The following is a 17,272-nucleotide window of genomic DNA, read 5'->3' on the forward strand; positions in this document are numbered from 1 at the left end:
GGGACGAGGTGAAAATCGGGTGAGAGGGCGTGGTGAGCGGGGGGTTAACGCGGCCGCCCTGTTTCACAAATGCTATCTGGTTGAGCCTGCAATCTTACACCTCCGACGACCAAGTCTGGCAGAGTCGCCTTAGTCGTGGCGACGCCTTTCGATATCTCAGCCTCGAGCTCGTCGGCGTCCGTCACACAATCGGTCGTATAGCGCGCGAGGCGTCGCCATTGGCCCATCTCATCCAGCCAATAGGCTGTGACGTTCCGGTTGGACGCCACAAGCAAGTCCTCCCGACCGTCACCGTTCAAGTCTTGCAGCCGCGCGGTGCAGGGGCGGCAGCTGTAGATAAGGTCATCGTGCTGCTTCAACTGCGTGATGAAGCTGGTCGGAATGGTCTGCCCGGGGACGGGTCGAATGCGGATGCCGGAAATCAGCTCGTCGCGCCCTAACGAGGGCGCGCCCAACGGATCAGTCCGCGCCTTGGCGGCGCGGGCCAGTCGTGCCGTCTCGGTGTCGCTCGACTTAGTCAACGTCTCGAGCGCAGCTATGCCGGCCTTGCCGCTGTCGAAGCGAAGGAAGTCGTAGTCGAAGTCGCTGGCTGCAACGTCGCCGCGCGCTACCCGCGCGACCTGGTCATTCACCGACATCCGGGCGGGATCGGCCAAGGGGCTGAATAGGGCCAGGATGACCGCGACCGACAGGACGGCGGCGAGGATATTGGTCGGCTCCAGCGGCTTCATCCAGGGGCCGGGCCGCACGGCGGCGAACAGATAGCCCAGGCCATAGACCGCGCCGACGACCGCGCAGGCCGTGGCGATGATCCGATCCGGCGTCAGCCCGTGCTGGCCGATGCGCAGCGCCAGTCCCCAGAAGGCCAGCCCTACCAGCGGGGCGATCAGGGCCGAGGCGACCCGGACGCCGTAGCGCAGCACCACCGGAGGCCGATGGTCAGGACGTCCGTCCTGATAGGCGGTGTTGATCAGCACGATCAGGGCCGCCGCCGCCGACAGGACCAGGGCCGTCGCGCTGCCCGTCTGCCACAGGCCGTCCAGCCCGGTGAAGGGCAGGGCCAGCAGGAAGCCGCCGACCAGCACGGTAATGACCAGCAGCAGCCAGGACAACAGCATCAGGGCCACGGTCCGCACGCCCCGGATCAGGCCATCGCGCACATCGGTCAGATGCACGGCTGTGGCGAAGGCCAGGCCGGTCAGGGGCAGGGAGAACCAGCTTTCTTGCAGCAGGTCGCTGAGGAAGCTGAGCCCGATGATCTTGAAAAGACTCGCCCCGAGCAGAAGCAGCAGCCAGAAGGCGCCGGCGAAGCCGATGGACAGCACGCCCTGCACCCCCGCCATCCAGGCGGCGTCGAAATAGGCGGGATAGGAGGCCGCCAGCCGGCGCTCACGATCCGCCGGCACGATCAGATGGTGGGCGATGAACAGGGCCGCCGCCGCGAAGACGAACAGGGGGAAGGTCGCCTCGCGGGCGCCGTCGGCCTGGCGGGCGATGTCGTGCCAGGCCAGGAAGGCCAGCGCCGCGCCCGCGATCAGGCTCCAGATCACATAGACCCACAGCCGCAGCTTGCCGACGCCGGACAGCAGGACGGCGGGCAGGAACAGGGCGGTCAGCAGGGCCGGCGCGAACAGGTCGGGATGGCGCTGCGACCAGCTGGCGCTGTCGCCCTCGGTGGCGCGCAGCAGCAGGTACAGGACGATGCCCTGCACCAGGCCGACCGCCAGGCGTACGATGGCGATCCGGCGGCGGTCGCCGTCCGGCGTGGCTCCGCCCCAGCCCGTGCCGAGAATATTCGCCGTTTCAGTGGTCATGACGCGCCCTTTTGCCCGGCTCGGGGCCCGAGTGGGCGACCAACCTGGGCGCGCCATCTAACCGAAGCGGGGGCGTTCAGGGAAGCGTCGCCTCGACCCGGCAGGCGCGGGCCAGATAACAACCGCGCGGGGCGAAATGGATGTGGACCTGGTCCAGGGCCGGATGGTCGAACGCCTCGGCCAGCCGCGCATCCAGATCGGCGCCGTCGATCACCAGCCCCTCCACCATCATGTTGCGCCGGTCATAGAGGCGCAGCGACAGCGGACGTTTGGTCAGCATCTCCGGCGCCGGCCCGGTGATCGGCGCCTGTTCCACCGCCGACTCGCGCACGAAAATCGGGCCGGCGGCGCGATAGGGCGAGGTCGGATCGGTCAGGTGGGCGTGATTGACCAGCACCAGCGCCTCTCCGGCGTCGGCGTCGCGCAGACTGACCCGGCAGGGGGCGCGGCCGGGGCCGTCGGCGACCCAGCGGCGCGCGCCGACGGCGGCTAAGTCATTATCGGACATGGCGAAATAGGGCGCGAAGGGCGCCAGGGGCAGAGCTTCGATACGATAGGTCATGAGGGATCTCCGGGGTAAGGCGATCTGCTTGCGATAATCCGCGCGCGTCGTCTGGCGGCTTGCGGCCGTTGCATCGGCCTCGTCGCGCCCCCACAAAGGCGGCATGAACGCCCCCTTCAAAGCCCCGCCCCAGTCAGCGCCCGTCGAAGCCCCGCTGTGGGACCTGACCGACCTCTATGGTTCGCGCGACGACGTCCGGATCGCCGCCGACCTGGCCAGGGCCCGCGCCCTGGTGGACGAGATGAACGGCCTGCAAGGCCGGCTGGCAGGGCAGGGCGGCGATCCCGCAGTCTTGGGCGCCGCGCTGGATCGGGCGATCAGCCTGTATGAACAGGCGTCGGACGTGCTGGGCGCCCTGGGCGCCTACGCCTTCCTGGCGGCGTCGACGGCGCGGGACGACGCGGGCGCGCAGGGGTTCGAGGCCGATGTGCGCGAGAAGATCACCGCCATCGCCACCCCGACCGTCTGGCTGACCCTGGAGATCAACCAGATCGACGACGCAGCGCTGGAGGCCGCCCTGACCGCCCACGCCGGCGCCGCCCGCTGGCGGCCGTGGCTGCGGCGGGTGCGAGCGATGAAGCCGCACGAGCTGTCGAGCGAGCTTGAGACCTTCATCGCCGAACGCGGCCCGATCACGGCCCAATGGCCGCGCCTGTTCGATGAGCAACTGGCGGCCTTGCGCGCCAAGGCGGGCAATGAAAGCCTGACCCTGGCCGAGGCCCTGAACCGGCTGTCGGACGCCAAGCCCGCGCGCCGCAGGGCCGCCGCCGAGGGCCTGTCGGAGGCCTTGGCCGCCCGCGCGCCCACCCTGGCCCTGGTGCTGAACACGGTCGCCGCCGACAAGGCGATGGAGGACCGCTGGCGCGGCTTCAAACGGCCCGCCGACGGCCGCCACCTGGGCAATGAGGTCGACGGCGAGGCGGTGGACGCCATGGCCGAGGCGGTGGCCGCCGCCTATCCGCAGCTGTCGCACCGCTATTATGCGCTGAAGGCCAAGGCCATGGGCAAGGCGCGGCTGGACCACTGGGACCGCAACGCCCCGATCGAGACCACCGCCCCGCGCGCCTTCACCTGGACCCAGGGGCGCGAGATCGTGCTGGACAGTTTCGCGGACCTGGGCGGCGAGTTCGCCGAACGGGCGTCGGGCTTCTTCGAAAAGCCGTGGATCGACGGCCGCGCGCGGCCGGGCAAACAGTCGGGCGCATACGCCCACCCGGTCACCGCGAACCGCCACCCCTATGTCTTCCTGAACTGGATGGGCGAGCGGCGCGACGTCCTGACCCTGGCCCATGAACTGGGCCACGGGGTGCACCAGACCCTGGCGGCGGACCAGGGCACGCTTCTGGCTGACACGCCCCTGACCCTGGCCGAGACCGCCTCCATCTTCGCCGAGGGTCTGACGTTTGATCGGCTGTTGGCGACGGCGCCCAAGCGCGAGCAGCGCGGCCTGCTGGCCGGGCGGATCGAGGACGGGCTGAACACCGTGGTGCGCCAGATCGCCTTCCACCGGTTCGAGACCCGGTTCCATGACGAGCGGCAGAAGGGCGAGGTCTCGCAGCAGCGGATCAACGAACTGTGGCTGACCGAGATGGGCGCCTCGCTGGGCCCGGCGGTGACGCTGAACTCCGGTTACGAGCACTGGTGGGCCTATGTCAGCCACTTCGTCCACTCGCCCTTCTACGTCTACGCCTATGCCTTCGGCGACCTGCTGGTGGCGGCCTTGATGGAGGCGCGGCGGGCCGATCCGACGGGGTTCACCCCCCTGTATCGCGACCTGCTGGCCGGGGGCGGGGCCAAGACCTATGTCGAGGCGCTGAAGCCCTTCGGCCTGAACCCGCGCGACCCGGCCTTCTGGAGCGTGGGCTGCAAGCGGCTGGAACGGTTGGTGGATCAGTTCGAAGCCCTGGGGTGAGGCTGGGGCGTGGGGCGGCGGGACCCTTTCGCCGTTCCCCGGTCCTAATCCCCCATTCCCGTCATCCTAGGCCTTGTGCCTAGGATCCATAAACACAGGCGTATGAAGTCTGCGCACCCCGTCCGACACCGGGCGTATGGATCCTAGGCACAAGGCCTAGGATGACGATTGGAGAGGGCGGACATGACGCGTGAGTGTGCTTGAGCGGCGCTCAACCCGCGCTATAGTCGCGTCAACGACAAGACCGAGGGAGCTCTCATGGCCAAGGCCCAAAACCCCGCCACCGCCGAAGCAGACGCCGACGCGTCCGCCTATGTCCGGGGCGGGATGCAGATCAATGAACAGGCGGCGACCTTCAAACTGTTCATGGACCTGGCCAAGTGGGGCTCGCTGGCCGTGGCCTGTCTGCTGGTCTTCCTGACCCTGTGGTTCCACCCGGGCGGCAGCTTCATGGCCGCCTTGATCGGCGCGGTGGTGCTGGGCGTCGTGGGCTTCGTCGCCCTGAAGCCCAAGGCCGACGCGGGGCACTAATTTCTTTCGTCATTCCGGGCGAAGGGCCGCTTGGCCCGTAGACCCGGAACCCAGCGGCGCCGAAGGCGAAATGGGGCCGCCGCACAATGACGAAAGGTGATTGCTTTGACGGCGCGCTCGGAAGGCGCCTAGTCTCGCGTCCCAAAGAAGAACAAGGGGATTCGCTTGGCCGTCGCTATCGCCGCCACCCGTGAACGTCGCGAAGGCGAGACGCGCTGCGCCGTCACGCCTGAGACGGTCAGGAAGCTGATCGCCCTGGGCGCGACCGTCACGGTCGAGGCCGGGACCGGCCTGGGTTCCTCCATTCCCGACGCGGACTATGTCGCCGCCGGCGCGGCAGTGAAGCCCGACACCCGCGCGGTGCTGGACGGCGCCGACATCGTGCTGAAGGTGCGCGGCCCCACCGCCCAGGAGACCAGCGCGCTCAAGCCCGGCGCCATCGTCATCGCCATGCTGGACGCTTGGCGCGACAAGGCCACCGTCGAGGCCCTGCGCGGCGCCAACGCCACCGCCTTCGCCATGGAGTTCGTGCCCCGCATCACCCGCGCCCAGGTCATGGACGTGCTGTCGTCCCAGGCCAATCTGGCCGGATACCGGGCGGTGATCGAGGCGGCCTACGCCTATGGCAAGGGCTTCCCGATGATGATGACGGCGGCCGGCACGGTCGCCGCCGCCAAATGTTTCGTCATGGGCGTCGGCGTCGCCGGGCTTCAGGCCATCGCCACGGCGCGGCGTCTGGGCGCCGTCGTCACCGCCACCGACGTCCGTCCCGCCACCAAGGAACAGGTCGAAAGCCTGGGCGCCAAATTCCTGGCCGTCGAGGACGAGGAGTTCAAGAACGCCCAGACCGCCGGCGGCTACGCCAAGCCCATGTCGACCGAGTACCAGGCCAAACAGGCCGAACTGACCGCCAGCCATTTGGTCAAACAGGACATCGTCATCACCACCGCCCTGATCCCCGGCCGCGCCGCGCCGGTGCTGCTGACGGCGGCCCATGTGGCCTCGATGAAGCCGGGCTCGGTCATCGTCGATCTGGCGGTCGAGGCGGGGGGGAATGTCGAGGGTTCGAAGCTGAACGAGGTCGTGACCACGGCGAACGGCGTGACCATCGTCGGCTGGTCCAACCTGCCCGGCCGCATCGCCGCCGACGCCAGCGCCCTCTACGCCCGCAATCTGGCGGCCTTCGTGGGGCTGATGATCAAGGACGGGGCTTTGGCCGTGGATCTGGAGGATGAGATCCTGAAGGCGGCCGTTGTGACGCACGGCGGGGCCGTGGTGCATGAGGGGGTAAGGGGATGATTACCGAGCTCAAAATCTATCTTGGTCTTTGCGTCGGGATGACCGTGGTCTTGGCCGGTCTAACGATTTGGCGGCCCGACGCAGACGCGCAAATGGCGGTGATCCTGGTGCCGTTCGTCATCCTGGCGGCGTTGGCGCGGTCCAACATACAACTCGCCAAGCGGATTGAGGTGCTGGAGGGTCAGCAGCGCGTTGGCGATCTCGAGCGATCTGAGGGCAGGATATAGGTCATGGAACACGTCGATCCCACCGTCTTCCGCTTGGCCATCTTCGTCCTGGCCATCTTCGTCGGATACTACGTCGTCTGGAGCGTGACGCCGGCCCTGCACACGCCGCTGATGGCCGTGACCAATGCGGTGTCCAGCGTCATCATCGTCGGCGGCCTGATCGCGGCGGCGGCCGTGTCGGGCGACGTCACCGGCCCCAGCGCCTGGATCGCCAAGGGCGCGGGCGTGCTGGCCGTGACCCTGGCCAGCGTCAACATCTTCGGCGGCTTCATGGTCACCCGGCGGATGCTGGCCATGTATAAGAAGAAGGAGCGGCCGGCTCCCAAGAGCGCGGCATGATCGATCCCGCCCAGATCGCCATCACCGGCTCCTGGATCGCCACCGGCCTGGGCTTCGGCCTGTGGCTGTACGGCTGGTTCGGGACCAAGATCCCGATCAAGCGCCAGCGGCTGCACGACTGCGGCATCGCCCTGGTCTTTTCGGCCATCCTGGTTCGGGTCGTAACCCAGGACCGGCCGTTGGGCGTCTTCGAATGGGCCCTGTTCTTCATCGGCCCGCTGTTCATCGCCGCCGCCCTGTGGCGGCTGGCGCGCACGTCTTGAGGGGAGAGGCGTGATGAACGCATCCTTGGCCGCACTGGCCTATCTGGTTTCCGGCGTCCTGTTCATCCTGTCGCTGCGCGGCCTGTCCAGCCCCGAGACCAGCCGTCAGGGCAACACCTTCGGCATGATCGGCATGGCCCTGGCCATCGGCGTGACCCTGCTGACCCTGGGGACCACCGGGGCGCTCGACACGGTGACCCTGGCCCTGATCGCGGGCGGGGTCGTGGTCGGCGGCGGGGCCGGCGCCCTGATCGCGCGGCGCGTGGCCATGACCGACATGCCCCAGCTGGTCGCCGCCTTCCACAGCCTGGTCGGCATGGCCGCCTGCCTGGTCGCCATCGGCGCCGTCTATGCGCCCGAGGCCTTCGGAATCCTGTCCGAGGACGGGACGGGCATCAAGACCCTGTCGATCATCGAACTCAGCCTGGGCGTCGCCATCGGCGCCATCACCTTCACCGGCTCGGTCATCGCTTTCGCCAAGCTGAACGGCAACATGTCAGGCGCGCCGATCATCCTGCCGGCGCGGCACCTGATCAATGTCGGCCTGGCCCTGGGCCTAGTCTTCCTGATCGGCATTCTGATCGGCACCGGCGGGGCGGCGACCTGGGCCTTCTGGGGCGTGTTCCTGATCGCCCTGGTGCTGGGCGCGACCCTGATCATCCCCATCGGCGGCGCCGACATGCCGGTGGTGGTGTCGATGCTGAACTCCTATTCCGGCTGGGCGGCGGCGGCCCTGGGCTTCACGCTCGAGAATATCGCCCTGATCATCACCGGCGCCCTGGTCGGGTCGTCGGGGGCGATCCTCAGCTACATCATGTGCAAGGGCATGAACCGCAGCTTCATCAGCGTCATCCTGGGCGGCTTCGGCGGCGCGGACGCCGCGGCCGGTCCCGCCGGCGCCAAGGAGACGCGGCCCGTCAAACAGGGCTCGGCCGAGGACGCCGCCTTCATCATGAAGAACGCCTCCAAGGTCATCATCGTGCCCGGCTACGGCATGGCCGTGGCCCAGGCCCAGCATGCGCTGCGCGAAATGGCCGACAAGCTGAAGGAGGAAGGGGTCGAGGTGAAATACGCCATCCACCCCGTCGCTGGCCGCATGCCCGGCCACATGAACGTCCTGCTGGCCGAGGCCAATGTCCCCTATGACGAGGTGTTCGAGCTGGAGGACATCAACGCCGAGTTCGCCACCGCCGATGTCGCCTTCGTCATCGGCGCCAACGACGTCACCAACCCCGCCGCCAAGACAGACCCGACCAGCGCCATCTACGGCATGCCGATCCTGGACGTGGAGAAGGCCGGGACGGTGCTGTTCATCAAGCGCGGCATGGGCTCGGGCTATGCCGGCGTCGAGAACGAGCTGTTCTTCCGCGACAACACCATGATGCTGTTCGCGGATGCGAAGAAGATGGTCGAGGGGATCGTGAAGGGGCTGTGAGCACCGAAGTCCGAACCTATGTGCGGTTCGTCTGCTTTCAGAACATCGGCCGTCAGCGCAGCCGCCTTGGATTGTTTAAGGCCATCGACGAAGCGGTGCAAAGCGATCACGCGCCGAGTTGGGCAGTGGTTGAGGCGCGAGCATTGAGCGCTTGGTTCAACGCGAATCTCGCCATTCCAAAAACCTTCTCAGCGGGCGGACATAAGGGCTACGGGCAACCCGGACTCTCCTGGTTCAAGCCTGTGGCCCAGGAGCACATCCGTCAGATGCACCGATTGAAGCTGGCCTTGGAGGCCTGCGGCATTCACGTCGAAGTCCTGACTACTCGCGATCCGGGCCTTGTTGTCTGGCAGGACGAGCATCAACTCGTCGCCGAGCCGCGGGGGCGGAAGTTCTGAGGCGCAGGTTCACGCCGCCTCGCTTACCGGTCGCAACGTCCCTGCCTCACGCATCAGCCTGTGCGCATTGATCGGATCGATGTCGCAGCCGTTGGGCCAGGTCGGGACGCCCATCTCGACGAAGACGCGGGCGAAGAAGACGGGGTCCTTCAAGGGTTCGGTCATCGGCCCCAGGGCCATGAATTCGCTCAGATCGATGACGCCAAGGGTGTCGTCGTCGAACACGATCTCCAGTCGGTGGTCGGCCAACGCCCGAACGCGGCGGGCCCGGACCATCTTGATCTCAGTCATCCGACAGACCCTCGATCCTGAATGTCGGCTGTCCCGACACGGCCAAATCCCAATTCCGCATCAGATCGACGCGGTTCTTCACCAGCCACTCTACCACATAGCGGGTTTCGCGTCGCGGCAGCCGACCGGCGATGACCTTGCCCGTCCTGATGTCGAACAGCGCTTCGGCGTCGCCGTAAAGAGCATGGAGGTGCGGCGGCGCATGATCGAAGAAGTTGATGCGCACCACGATGCCGAAGAAGATCGATATGATGGGCATGTCTCATGATTATCATAGGTTGTGTTTATGTCTAGTTTTGATGGCGTAGTCGCCGCCGACATCATCCGCCTGCTCGACCTCCAGCCCCATCCCGAGGGCGGGCATTATCGCGAGACCTTCCGCGATCCACGCACGGTCGAGGGGCGGTCGGTGGGGACGGCGATCTATTTTCTGCTGGCGGCAGGCGAACGGTCGCACTGGCACAGGGTGGACGCGGCCGAGATCTGGCATTTCCATGCGGGCGCGCCTCTGGCGCTGGAGATCGAGGGGCAGGGCGTCGTGACCTTGGGCGTCGACCTGGCGGCGGGGCAGAGGCCGCAGGCGGTGGTTCCGACCGGGGCGTGGCAGGCGGCGCGAAGCCTGGGCGACTGGACCCTGGTCGGATGCACGGTCGCGCCGGGGTTCGAATTTGCCGGTTTCGAGCTGGCGCCGGATGATGGGCCGCCTCAGGAGGGGTGATCATGGCCAGCGCGCCCCAGACTCGTTCGGTGAAGACCCGACCGACCGACGCCTCTGTCGATGACTTCATCGCCGCTGTCGAGGACCCGCGCCGACGGGCCGACGCCGGGGTCGTGTGCGCCCTGATGGCCGAGGTGACCGGCGAGCCGGCGGTCATGTGGGGATCGTCCATCGTCGGCTTCGGCCATACCGACGGGCCGACCGGCGACTGGCCGCTGATCGGCTTCTCGCCCCGCAAGGCCAACCTGGTCCTCTATGTCGCCGGCTTCCCAGGGCGGGAGGATTTGGTGGCGAAGCTGGGCAGGGTGAAGACCGGCGTGGGCTGTATCTACGTCAACCGGCTGGACCAGGTGGATGGCGCGGTGCTGCGCGACCTGTGCGACCAATCCGTGGGGGCGATGCGCGCCCGCCATCCGGGGTGACGAGGGCCGTCCAGCCCATCGTCTCGCCAACCGCTGAAACCCCTATCGCCCGAACGTGACCAGCGCTATCACGCATCCGTGAACGCCCTGTCCAAACCCGTCCCCGTCGCTCATCGCCGTTTCGAGGCCTTGGATTCCCTGCGCGGGGTGTGCGCCATTCTGGTCGTCATGTTCCACATGCCGGTGGCCAGCCATTGGCGGACCTGGGACTTCATTCAGCACGCCTATCTGTTCGTCGATTATTTCTTCGTCCTGTCGGGCTTCGTCATCGCCCATGCCTATGCCGAGCGGCTGAAGACGGGGGCGGACGCAGGGCGGTTCATGGTGCGGCGGTTCGGGCGGATCTGGCCGATGCACGTGTTGATGCTGGCGGCCTATGTCGGGTTGGAGCTGGCGCGGCTGGTCTTCCATTTCGATAGTGCGGCGCCGTTTACTGGGGACCGGTCGGTGTGGGCCATCTTCACCAATCTGGCCCTGGTTCAGGCCTGGCACGTCCATCCGCATCTGACCTGGAACGGGCCGTCGTGGACGCTGAGCGCGGAATGGGCCTGTTATCTGATCTTCGCCGGCCTGGTGCTGGTCGCGCCCAAGCGGTTCCGTTGGATCGGGCTGGTTCTGGCCATCGTCGGCGGCGTTCTGGTGGTCAGCTACGCCCGGCGCTGGATGAACACCACCTATGATTTCGCCGTGCCGCGCGCGGTCTATGGCTTCTTCCTGGGCTGCCTGTTGCAGGGTCTATGGATGAACATCCCGCGCCTGAAGGGACTGGCCGCCACGGGGCTGGAGATCGCGGCCGTCGTCGGAACTTGCGTCTTCGTGGCCTGGGCCCAGGGGCCGGTGACGGTGGCTGTGACCCTGGTCTTCGTCGCCCTGGTCTGGGTGTTCGCGGGCGAGGAAGGGCGGGTGTCGCGGCTGCTGGATCATCCGGCGCTGGTGACCCTGGGGCGCTGGTCCTTCGCCATCTACATGGTCCACATGTTCATCCTGACCGTGATGCTGATCATCGCGCGCAAGCTGGACTGGATGCCGGGTGGACGACGCGTCGATTTCGGCTCGGTCTGGCTGAACGACCTGTTCGCGCTGGGCCTGTTCGGCTTCATCGTCGTGATCGCGGTCGTGGCGCACAATCGGGTCGAACGGCCGGCCCAGCGCCTGATCGACCGCTGGACCAAGCCGAAAGCCGCCTGAGTTCAGGCCGCCATCAGCCAGGGCGTTTCCGGGTCCGACCGGGCCTCGTCCCACAGGGCGTCCTCGTCCGAATAGCGGGCGATGGCGGCGGCGGAGATGACGTCCACCACCTGTTCCTCCAGCCGATCCCAGATGACGGCCAGGTCCGACGAGCCGTCGGCCTCGCACGGGACGATCAGATAGCGGTTGGCGTTGACGGCGCGGGTGGGTTGGAAACGAGCCATGTGATGATCTCCTGAAGCGGTCGGCCTCTTGTCGATGAGGATGTTATGGTGCACTGATGCGTCAGAAACGGACGTATCATTCAGGAGCGACGGTGAGACACGACAAGGCGGCCATGGTGATCGACCTGGCGCGGCGGCTGGCCGCCAGCGCCGAAGGCCTGACCCTGGACGAGATGGCGCGCGACATGCGCGTCAGCCGCCGCACCGCCGAGCGGATGCGCGACGCCGTCTTCATGCTGTTTCCCACGGTCGAGGAGGTGTCGGACCCGCCGTCGAAACGCTGGCGCATCCGCGGCGGGCTGTCGGCCTTCGAACAGGCGCCGACCTCGACCGAGATGCTGGAACTGTCAAAGGCGGCCACGGCCCTGCGCGCGGCGGGCGAACCGGCGCGGGCGGCGGCGCTGGAAGGGCTGGAGCGCAAGCTGAAGGCGGCGATGCGCTCCACCACCCTGAACCGGATGGCCCCGGATCTGGAGGCCCTGGTGCGGGCCGAGACCATCGCTGTCCAGGCCGGACCGCGCCCGTCGGCGGACGAAGGCCTGCTGACCGCCATTCGCGGGGCGGTGCTGGCGCAACAGCCGCTGGGCTTCACCTATTCCCGGCCGGGCGCCGAACCGCGCCGCCGCACCGTCGCCCCGTGCGGCGTCATGTTCGGCCGCGCCAACTATCTCGTCGCGGCCGACCGTGAGACGGGCCGTATCCAGACCTTCCGCCTGGACCGGATGAGCAGCGTCGCCCCGCAGGACGGGGTGGCGGTGCCGCCCGCCGACTTCGACCTGGGCGTCTTCGCCAGCCAGTCGTTCGGCATCTATCAGGACGAGATCGAGGAGGTGGTGCTGCGCATCGCCCCCGAAGGCGCGGCCGAGGCCAAGAGCTGGCGCTGGCACCCCACCCAGACGTTCGAGGATCAGGCGGACGGCGCGGTCATCGTGCGGTTCCGGGCCTCGGGCATGCGCGAACTGGCCTGGCACCTGTTCACCTGGGGCGAACAGGCGGTGATCCTGGCGCCGGAACGGCTGAAGGCGGTCATGGCCGGGGAACTGGCGGCGGCCGGACGCGCTCTGGACGCGGCCCGCGGATGAACAAGGCTTAAGGTGACGCCGACGCCGGCCGTCGCTATCGCGGTTCCGCCCCTATCGGAGATCGTCATGCGTCTGAAGTCGGCCCTCATATCCTGCGCCCTCGCCGGCCTGTCCGGTCTCGCCGCCTGCGCCACGCCCGCCGCCGCTCCGTCGCCCGTCTCCTTGTCGCAGGTCGCAGCCGAGCAGGGACCGGTGGCCGTTTCGGTGGTGCGCGACGGCGACCGCTGGACGGCGGACTATGTGCTGGACCGCGACGCCCCGGCCTGGGCCTTCTTCCGGTCCGCCCTGTTGCGCGAGACGCGCCAGCCCTGGCGACCGGCCTGGTGGCGGGTCGAGACCCCCGGCGTGGTGCTGGAGCGGATCGGCGACTATGATGTGCTGCGCTCGCTGGATGGCGGGCCTGTCCCCCGTCGCGTCCGCATCATCATGACGCCGCAGGAAGGGGATCTGGAGGCCCAGTATGATCCGGCCCTGATGTTCTCGGACGGAACGGTGGCCCTCTATTCCGGCCAGTTCGACCTCTTTCCGCTGACCGGCGCCGGCGCCGCTCGCGACCTGCCGCGCGATCTGAACGGCGTCGATGTGCCGGGCGGTCCGGCCCGGATCACCTGGCGGGACCGGGCCGGTCCCGTCCTGTTCAAGGGCGACCGCAAGGCCGAGGTCACGGCCCTGGACGTCGACACCTATGTCCTGTTCGGCGAGGCCTCGACCCGTCTGGGCGACGGGGTCGCCACCGTGATCGACCCGGGTCTGCCGCGCTGGCTGGGCGACGAACTGGGCGGTTTCACGCCCCGCGTCATGGCCTATTACGCCTCCCGGCTGGGCCAGGCCAAGGGCGACACCCCGACCCTGATGGTCAGCTGGACCGGCCCGACGGACTCGATCACCAGCATGGGCGGCAGCGTCCTGCCCGGCCTGATCTCGATGAATTTCGAGGGGGAGGGGATTGTGGACCCCGACGCCCGCGTCCTGGCCCGCGCCCGCTGGTTCATCGGCCACGAGGCGGCGCATTTCTGGCTGGGGTCGCAGGGGCTGAAATATCAGTACGCGCGCGAAGCCTGGATCACCGAGGGCGGCGCTGACCTGATGGCCGTGCGCGCGCTTCAGGCCCTGGATCCCGCCTATGACGCGCATGCCGAATTGCAGCGCGAGGTGGATGACTGCGCCCGGCTGGCCGCCGGCAAGGCGGTTTCGTCGGCCGCACAGAGGGGTGAGCACCGGGCCTATTACGCCTGCGGCGCCGTCTGGGGCATGGTCATCGAAGCCGCCCAGCGTCGAGCCGACGGCGGCGACTTCTTCGACGTGGTCGCCGGGTTCCAGCGGCGGGACAATGAGGATGGAATCCTCAGCCGCGACGAATGGTTGGGCGAACTGACCCGCCTGTCGCGCGACCCCACCCTGGCCAATGATGTCTCGATCATGCTGGACCAAGGCGTCGCCGATCCGTCGGCCGTCATCGCCCGCCTGTTCCAGCGCACCGGCGTGGGCTTCCGGTTGGAGGACGGGCGGGTGATCCTGACCTGACGGTTTGACGCGGATCAAGGCGCGACGGGCCCGAAAGGCGCATCCAGGCTGTGGCAACAAGGAGCATCGCCATGACCTATGCGAGCCTGATGGTCTATGTGGACGACGAGGCCGACAATGTCGCGCGGATCGGTTTCGCGCGGGACCTCGCCGCCATTCATGACGCGAGCCTGATCGGCATATCCGTCAGCGAACCGGAGCCTCCCCTGGTGGACGCCTATGTCGCCGGCGGCATGGCGGGCGAGATACTCACCCTGCGGCGGGACCAGGCGGACGGCGAATTGTCCGCCGCCAAGGCCCGTTTCCTAGAGGCGATGAAGGACACCGGCATCACGCATGAGTGGAGGGCCGAGACCGGCTATCCCGCCTCCTGCGTCTCGCACCATGCGCGCGCGGCGGACCTGATCCTGGTGGGCCGTGACGCCGGGCGTCTGCCCTATCGCGCACCGGACGCCGGCGACCTGATCATGAACATCGGCCGACCGGTCCTGGTCGCGCCGCCCCGGGCCTCGGCCGCGCCGGTCGACGGCGTCGTCCTGGTGGCCTGGAAGGAAGGCCGCGAGGCCCAACGCGCGGTCGCCGCCGCCCTGCCGCTGCTGAAACAGGCGCGCGAGGTCAAGGTGGTCGAGATCTGCGCCTCGACCGACGCCGCCGCTGCGGCCGCCCGCGTCGCCGACGTGGCCGCCTGGCTGCGACGCCACGGCGTCGTCGCCGAAAGCGAGGCCAAGGTGCGGGATGAACGTCCCGCGGGCGACCGTATCCTGGCCCTGGTCGAACAGATGGGCGCCAATCTGATCGTCTCCGGCGCCTGGGGCCATTCGCGGATGCGGGAATGGGTGCTGGGCGGCGTGACCCAGGCCCTGCTGAACCGCAGCCAGTCCTGGCTGCTGCTGAGCCACTGAGGCCTCAGCGGTCTTCGCGAGCGTGGAAGATGCGGGCGACCACGACGACGTCCGCATCGACGCGATATTGGACGACATAGCCGCTGTCGCCGAAGGGGATGTAGAGGTGGCGTAGACCGTCCAGGTCGATCCCGATCATCGGTGTGTCCGCCAGCCGGCCTATGGACCTGGTGATGATATGGCCTGCTCGTCGGGCGGCGTTTGGATTGACGCCCCGCAGAAAGCCGATGACCCGTCGGCGATCCTGAATCGCATCGGGCGACAGCCGTATCTTCAAGCCTTGGCCTTCAACATGGCCTCGATCTCAGCCTCGAAATCCGCCGCCCAGTCTTCGAATTCTATGAACTTGCCGGTGCGGTCGTATTCAGCCAGCCGACGTTTGGCCTCGGTGGTGTCGTAAGGCGTGGTCGGAGGCCAAGGCTCTGGGTTGTCCACGACGAAGGCGGCGTCCTTCTCTCGAACTTCGAAGTCGCCGGAGGCGTCGTCACGCCCGCTCGCGAGCGCCTTGTCGAGAATCGCGACAGCATAGGCTTCCGGCTCCATGCCCGCCTCACGCGCAGCTGCCGTGAGCCGCTCAAGCGCCTCGTCGGTCAGGGGCAGGGTCAGGACATGATCGGCCATGATCCAAGCATGTCACAACTATGAGTAGTTGTGAACTCACATCGCTGCGAACGGATAGGGGCTGACCGATTTGGACCAGTCGTCCACGGCCAGGGGCCGGTCGATCGGTGCGGCGGCGCGTTCGGCGCAGGGGTGGCGGTGGCACAGGCGGCAGGCGGGGCCGATGGGCGTGACCTCGGGCCGCTCCAGATCCAGGCCGTGGGCATAGGCCAGGCGGGGGGCGTGGCGCAGCTCGCAGCCCAGGCCGACGGCCAGGTCGTGGGCGTCGCCATAGCCGTCGTGGCCCTGGCGTTCCACTGTGCGGGCGATGGTGAACCAGCGGCCGCCATCGGGGGTCTCGATGATCTGGGTGATGATCCGGCCCGGCGTGCGGAAGGCGGAGTGCAGCCGCCAGCGCGGACAGGCGCCGCCGAAACGCGAGAAGGGAAAGGCGCCCGCCGCATAGCGTTTGGAGATATTGCCCGCCTGATCGACCCGCATCAGGAAGAAGGGCACGCCCCGCGCCGTCGGCCGCGACAGGGTCGTCAACCGATGCGCCGCCTGTTCGTAGCTGACCCCGAACCGGGCCTGGAGCCGCGCCAGATCATATCCGGTCTCTTCCGCCGTGCGCTGGAAGGCGGCGTAGGGCATCAGGATGGCCGCCGCTAGGGTATTGGTCAGGGCGACTTTCAGCAGGGATCGCGTCGGGGCGTCCGGGGCGTTCGCGGCCTGGACCATGTCGTGCAGGGCCGGGCCGTGTTCGACCAGGGCCAGCTGATAGGCGATGGCGAAGGCGCGCGACGACGGCCCCAGGGTCTCGGACAGCAGCAGACGGCGGCGGTGCAGGTCATAGCGCCGGGTCCATTCCACCATGACCTCGGCCGGCAGGGTGCGGACGCCCAGATCGTGTTTCGCCGCCAACCGTTGGCGGGCCGCCGGTTCGAAGCCGTCGGCGTGGGCGGGCGCCTCGGCCGCAAGGGCCTCGGCCAGGGCCTCGCCCATCTGGTCCAGTTCGGGGAAGTGGTTGCCGCGCGACTGGATGTATTCGCGCACCCATTCGGCCGGGCTGGTCTCGACCAGGCCTTCGCCGTTTTCGGTGGCGGCGCGGGCCCGGGTGCGGCCGTCGTCGAAGGCTTGATATAGTCGCAACAGTGCGTCGGCGACGCCCGGCGCCTCCTCCAGCAGTTGCACCAGTTCGTGGCGGGGCAGGGACAGGCCCTTGAACAAGGGGTCGGTCAGAACCTCGCCCAGCCGCGCCTCGTCCGCCGCGCCGCCCTGGTTCAGGCTGCGCAGATCGACGTCATAGGTCTCGGCCAATCGCAGCAGCAGCTGGGCCGAAACGGGCCTCTGATTCCGCTCTATGTGATTGAGATAGCTGGGTGAAACGCCCAGGTCGGCCGCCATGGCCGTCTGGGTCAGGGCCAGGTCGCGCCTCAGCCGCTTCAGCCGTGCGCCGAGGAAAAGCTTGCGATCGGCGGCGATTTCCATGGTCGGAGAATGTCACATTATGACTGACTATGCAAAGTCATGATGTGACAAAC

Annotated in this window: 22 protein-coding genes; 14 read left to right on the forward strand and 8 right to left on the reverse strand. The window is 67.9% G+C overall.

From position 1 onward, the window contains the following. Positions 1–44: 44 nt before the first annotated feature. Together ACVPT3_RS03880 and ACVPT3_RS03885 are read right to left on the reverse strand one after the other, a co-directional pair. Entirely contained in the window at positions 45–1,814 is a 1,770-nt protein-coding gene (locus ACVPT3_RS03880; protein WP_492042887.1) for a DUF4153 domain-containing protein, read from the reverse strand. Positions 1,815–1,890: 76 nt separating this feature from the next. Beyond that, on the reverse strand, positions 1,891–2,376 hold the full coding sequence (locus ACVPT3_RS03885; protein ID WP_492042888.1) for a DUF1203 domain-containing protein: 486 nt from the start codon (positions 2,374–2,376) through the stop codon (positions 1,891–1,893). A gap of 103 nt (positions 2,377–2,479) precedes the next feature. Between ACVPT3_RS03885 and ACVPT3_RS03890 the strand changes: the two genes are divergently transcribed. From ACVPT3_RS03890 to ACVPT3_RS03925, 8 genes are all read left to right on the forward strand, one after another. Further along, positions 2,480–4,288: a M3 family oligoendopeptidase gene (locus ACVPT3_RS03890; RefSeq protein WP_492042889.1), complete on the forward strand. Its 1,809-nt coding sequence runs from the start codon at positions 2,480–2,482 to the stop codon at positions 4,286–4,288. 258 nt (positions 4,289–4,546) lie between these two features. Then, entirely contained in the window at positions 4,547–4,819 is a 273-nt protein-coding gene (locus ACVPT3_RS03895) for an aa3-type cytochrome c oxidase subunit IV (protein WP_492042890.1), read from the forward strand. A 165-nt stretch (positions 4,820–4,984) separates the two neighbouring features. After that, a complete protein-coding gene (locus tag ACVPT3_RS03900) occupies positions 4,985–6,118 on the forward strand; it encodes a Re/Si-specific NAD(P)(+) transhydrogenase subunit alpha (RefSeq protein WP_492042891.1) in 1,134 nt (377 codons plus the stop codon). Further along, on the forward strand, positions 6,115–6,345 hold the full coding sequence (locus ACVPT3_RS03905; protein WP_492042892.1) for a hypothetical protein: 231 nt from the start codon (positions 6,115–6,117) through the stop codon (positions 6,343–6,345). Before ACVPT3_RS03900 ends, ACVPT3_RS03905 begins: the two co-directional genes overlap by 4 nt. A gap of 3 nt (positions 6,346–6,348) precedes the next feature. Further along, on the forward strand, positions 6,349–6,684 hold the full coding sequence (locus ACVPT3_RS03910; RefSeq protein ID WP_183195948.1) for an NAD(P) transhydrogenase subunit alpha part 2: 336 nt from the start codon (positions 6,349–6,351) through the stop codon (positions 6,682–6,684). Further along, positions 6,681–6,947 carry a hypothetical protein gene (locus ACVPT3_RS03915; RefSeq protein WP_492042893.1) on the forward strand — a complete coding sequence of 89 codons (267 nt, stop codon included), beginning with the start codon at positions 6,681–6,683 and terminating at the stop codon, positions 6,945–6,947. The genes ACVPT3_RS03910 and ACVPT3_RS03915 overlap by 4 nt, the downstream gene beginning before the upstream one ends. A gap of 13 nt (positions 6,948–6,960) precedes the next feature. Continuing rightward, on the forward strand, positions 6,961–8,382 hold the full coding sequence (locus ACVPT3_RS03920; protein WP_492042894.1) for an NAD(P)(+) transhydrogenase (Re/Si-specific) subunit beta: 1,422 nt from the start codon (positions 6,961–6,963) through the stop codon (positions 8,380–8,382). Continuing rightward, a complete protein-coding gene (locus ACVPT3_RS03925; protein WP_492042895.1) occupies positions 8,379–8,780 on the forward strand; it encodes a hypothetical protein in 402 nt (133 codons plus the stop codon). The genes ACVPT3_RS03920 and ACVPT3_RS03925 overlap by 4 nt, the downstream gene beginning before the upstream one ends. A gap of 9 nt (positions 8,781–8,789) precedes the next feature. On the opposite strand, the gene ACVPT3_RS03930 is transcribed toward ACVPT3_RS03925, so the two are convergent. Both ACVPT3_RS03930 and ACVPT3_RS03935 read right to left on the reverse strand, forming a co-directional pair. Beyond that, positions 8,790–9,071, reverse strand: coding sequence for a DUF2442 domain-containing protein (locus ACVPT3_RS03930; protein ID WP_492042896.1), 282 nt, complete (start codon positions 9,069–9,071; stop codon positions 8,790–8,792). Then, positions 9,064–9,330, reverse strand: coding sequence for a DUF4160 domain-containing protein (locus tag ACVPT3_RS03935; RefSeq protein WP_492042897.1), 267 nt, complete (start codon positions 9,328–9,330; stop codon positions 9,064–9,066). Before ACVPT3_RS03935 ends, ACVPT3_RS03930 begins: the two co-directional genes overlap by 8 nt. A gap of 27 nt (positions 9,331–9,357) precedes the next feature. Between ACVPT3_RS03935 and ACVPT3_RS03940 the strand changes: the two genes are divergently transcribed. The 3 genes from ACVPT3_RS03940 to ACVPT3_RS03950 all read left to right on the forward strand — a co-directional run bounded on the left by ACVPT3_RS03940 (position 9,358) and on the right by ACVPT3_RS03950 (position 11,399). Further along, on the forward strand, positions 9,358–9,789 hold the full coding sequence (locus ACVPT3_RS03940) for a cupin domain-containing protein (protein ID WP_492042898.1): 432 nt from the start codon (positions 9,358–9,360) through the stop codon (positions 9,787–9,789). A 2-nt stretch (positions 9,790–9,791) separates the two neighbouring features. Beyond that, positions 9,792–10,211, forward strand: a complete 420-nt coding sequence (locus ACVPT3_RS03945) for a DUF1801 domain-containing protein (protein WP_492042899.1) — start codon at positions 9,792–9,794, stop codon at positions 10,209–10,211. 78 nt (positions 10,212–10,289) lie between these two features. Beyond that, positions 10,290–11,399 (forward strand): acyltransferase family protein, encoded by a 1,110-nt coding sequence (locus tag ACVPT3_RS03950; protein ID WP_492042900.1) that lies wholly within the window; start codon positions 10,290–10,292, stop codon positions 11,397–11,399. 2 nt (positions 11,400–11,401) lie between these two features. Here the strand turns inward: ACVPT3_RS03950 and ACVPT3_RS03955 are convergent, their stop codons facing one another. Then, the gene (locus ACVPT3_RS03955) at positions 11,402–11,623 is read right to left on the reverse strand and encodes a hypothetical protein (protein WP_492042901.1); all 222 of its coding nucleotides are present in this window, start codon (positions 11,621–11,623) and stop codon (positions 11,402–11,404) included. A gap of 92 nt (positions 11,624–11,715) precedes the next feature. Between ACVPT3_RS03955 and ACVPT3_RS03960 the strand changes: the two genes are divergently transcribed. The 3 genes from ACVPT3_RS03960 to ACVPT3_RS03970 all read left to right on the forward strand — a co-directional run bounded on the left by ACVPT3_RS03960 (position 11,716) and on the right by ACVPT3_RS03970 (position 15,131). Continuing rightward, entirely contained in the window at positions 11,716–12,705 is a 990-nt protein-coding gene (locus ACVPT3_RS03960) for a helix-turn-helix transcriptional regulator (protein ID WP_492042902.1), read from the forward strand. A gap of 66 nt (positions 12,706–12,771) precedes the next feature. Then, positions 12,772–14,229 (forward strand): hypothetical protein, encoded by a 1,458-nt coding sequence (locus ACVPT3_RS03965; RefSeq protein WP_492042903.1) that lies wholly within the window; start codon positions 12,772–12,774, stop codon positions 14,227–14,229. 71 nt (positions 14,230–14,300) lie between these two features. Next, on the forward strand, positions 14,301–15,131 hold the full coding sequence (locus ACVPT3_RS03970; protein WP_492042904.1) for a universal stress protein: 831 nt from the start codon (positions 14,301–14,303) through the stop codon (positions 15,129–15,131). 4 nt (positions 15,132–15,135) lie between these two features. On the opposite strand, the gene ACVPT3_RS03975 is transcribed toward ACVPT3_RS03970, so the two are convergent. The 3 genes from ACVPT3_RS03975 to ACVPT3_RS03985 are packed head-to-tail and all read right to left on the reverse strand — an operon-like array spanning position 15,136 to position 17,219. Beyond that, complete coding sequence (locus ACVPT3_RS03975) at positions 15,136–15,408, reverse strand: type II toxin-antitoxin system RelE/ParE family toxin (protein ID WP_492042905.1); 273 nt, start codon at positions 15,406–15,408, stop codon at positions 15,136–15,138. After that, complete coding sequence (locus ACVPT3_RS03980) at positions 15,405–15,752, reverse strand: hypothetical protein (protein ID WP_492042906.1); 348 nt, start codon at positions 15,750–15,752, stop codon at positions 15,405–15,407. Before ACVPT3_RS03980 ends, ACVPT3_RS03975 begins: the two co-directional genes overlap by 4 nt. A 36-nt stretch (positions 15,753–15,788) precedes the next feature. Continuing rightward, complete coding sequence (locus tag ACVPT3_RS03985; RefSeq protein WP_492042907.1) at positions 15,789–17,219, reverse strand: helix-turn-helix domain-containing protein; 1,431 nt, start codon at positions 17,217–17,219, stop codon at positions 15,789–15,791. Positions 17,220–17,272: the final 53 nt, after the last annotated feature.

The organism is Brevundimonas sp. FV1ps31S (assembly GCF_058681265.1).

Bases quoted from the DNA above. Each gene is read 5' to 3' on its own strand.
- ACVPT3_RS03935 (WP_492042897.1), bottom strand. From the start codon at position 9,330: ATGCCCATCATATCGATCTTCTTCGGCATCGTGGTGCGCATCAACTTC.
- ACVPT3_RS03895 (WP_492042890.1), top strand. From the start codon at position 4,547: ATGGCCAAGGCCCAAAACCCCGCCACCGCCGAAGCAGACGCCGACGCG.
- ACVPT3_RS03910 (WP_183195948.1), top strand. From the start codon at position 6,349: ATGGAACACGTCGATCCCACCGTCTTCCGCTTGGCCATCTTCGTCCTG.
- ACVPT3_RS03985 (WP_492042907.1), bottom strand. From the start codon at position 17,219: ATGGAAATCGCCGCCGATCGCAAGCTTTTCCTCGGCGCACGGCTGAAG.
- ACVPT3_RS03980 (WP_492042906.1), bottom strand. From the start codon at position 15,752: ATGGCCGATCATGTCCTGACCCTGCCCCTGACCGACGAGGCGCTTGAG.
- ACVPT3_RS03970 (WP_492042904.1), top strand. From the start codon at position 14,301: ATGACCTATGCGAGCCTGATGGTCTATGTGGACGACGAGGCCGACAAT.
- ACVPT3_RS03905 (WP_492042892.1), top strand. From the start codon at position 6,115: ATGATTACCGAGCTCAAAATCTATCTTGGTCTTTGCGTCGGGATGACC.
- ACVPT3_RS03890 (WP_492042889.1), top strand. From the start codon at position 2,480: ATGAACGCCCCCTTCAAAGCCCCGCCCCAGTCAGCGCCCGTCGAAGCC.
- ACVPT3_RS03885 (WP_492042888.1), bottom strand. From the start codon at position 2,376: ATGACCTATCGTATCGAAGCTCTGCCCCTGGCGCCCTTCGCGCCCTAT.
- ACVPT3_RS03945 (WP_492042899.1), top strand. From the start codon at position 9,792: ATGGCCAGCGCGCCCCAGACTCGTTCGGTGAAGACCCGACCGACCGAC.
- ACVPT3_RS03880 (WP_492042887.1), bottom strand. From the start codon at position 1,814: ATGACCACTGAAACGGCGAATATTCTCGGCACGGGCTGGGGCGGAGCC.
- ACVPT3_RS03915 (WP_492042893.1), top strand. From the start codon at position 6,681: ATGATCGATCCCGCCCAGATCGCCATCACCGGCTCCTGGATCGCCACC.
- ACVPT3_RS03930 (WP_492042896.1), bottom strand. From the start codon at position 9,071: ATGACTGAGATCAAGATGGTCCGGGCCCGCCGCGTTCGGGCGTTGGCC.
- ACVPT3_RS03965 (WP_492042903.1), top strand. From the start codon at position 12,772: ATGCGTCTGAAGTCGGCCCTCATATCCTGCGCCCTCGCCGGCCTGTCC.
- ACVPT3_RS03920 (WP_492042894.1), top strand. From the start codon at position 6,961: ATGAACGCATCCTTGGCCGCACTGGCCTATCTGGTTTCCGGCGTCCTG.
- ACVPT3_RS03940 (WP_492042898.1), top strand. From the start codon at position 9,358: ATGTCTAGTTTTGATGGCGTAGTCGCCGCCGACATCATCCGCCTGCTC.
- ACVPT3_RS03955 (WP_492042901.1), bottom strand. From the start codon at position 11,623: ATGGCTCGTTTCCAACCCACCCGCGCCGTCAACGCCAACCGCTATCTG.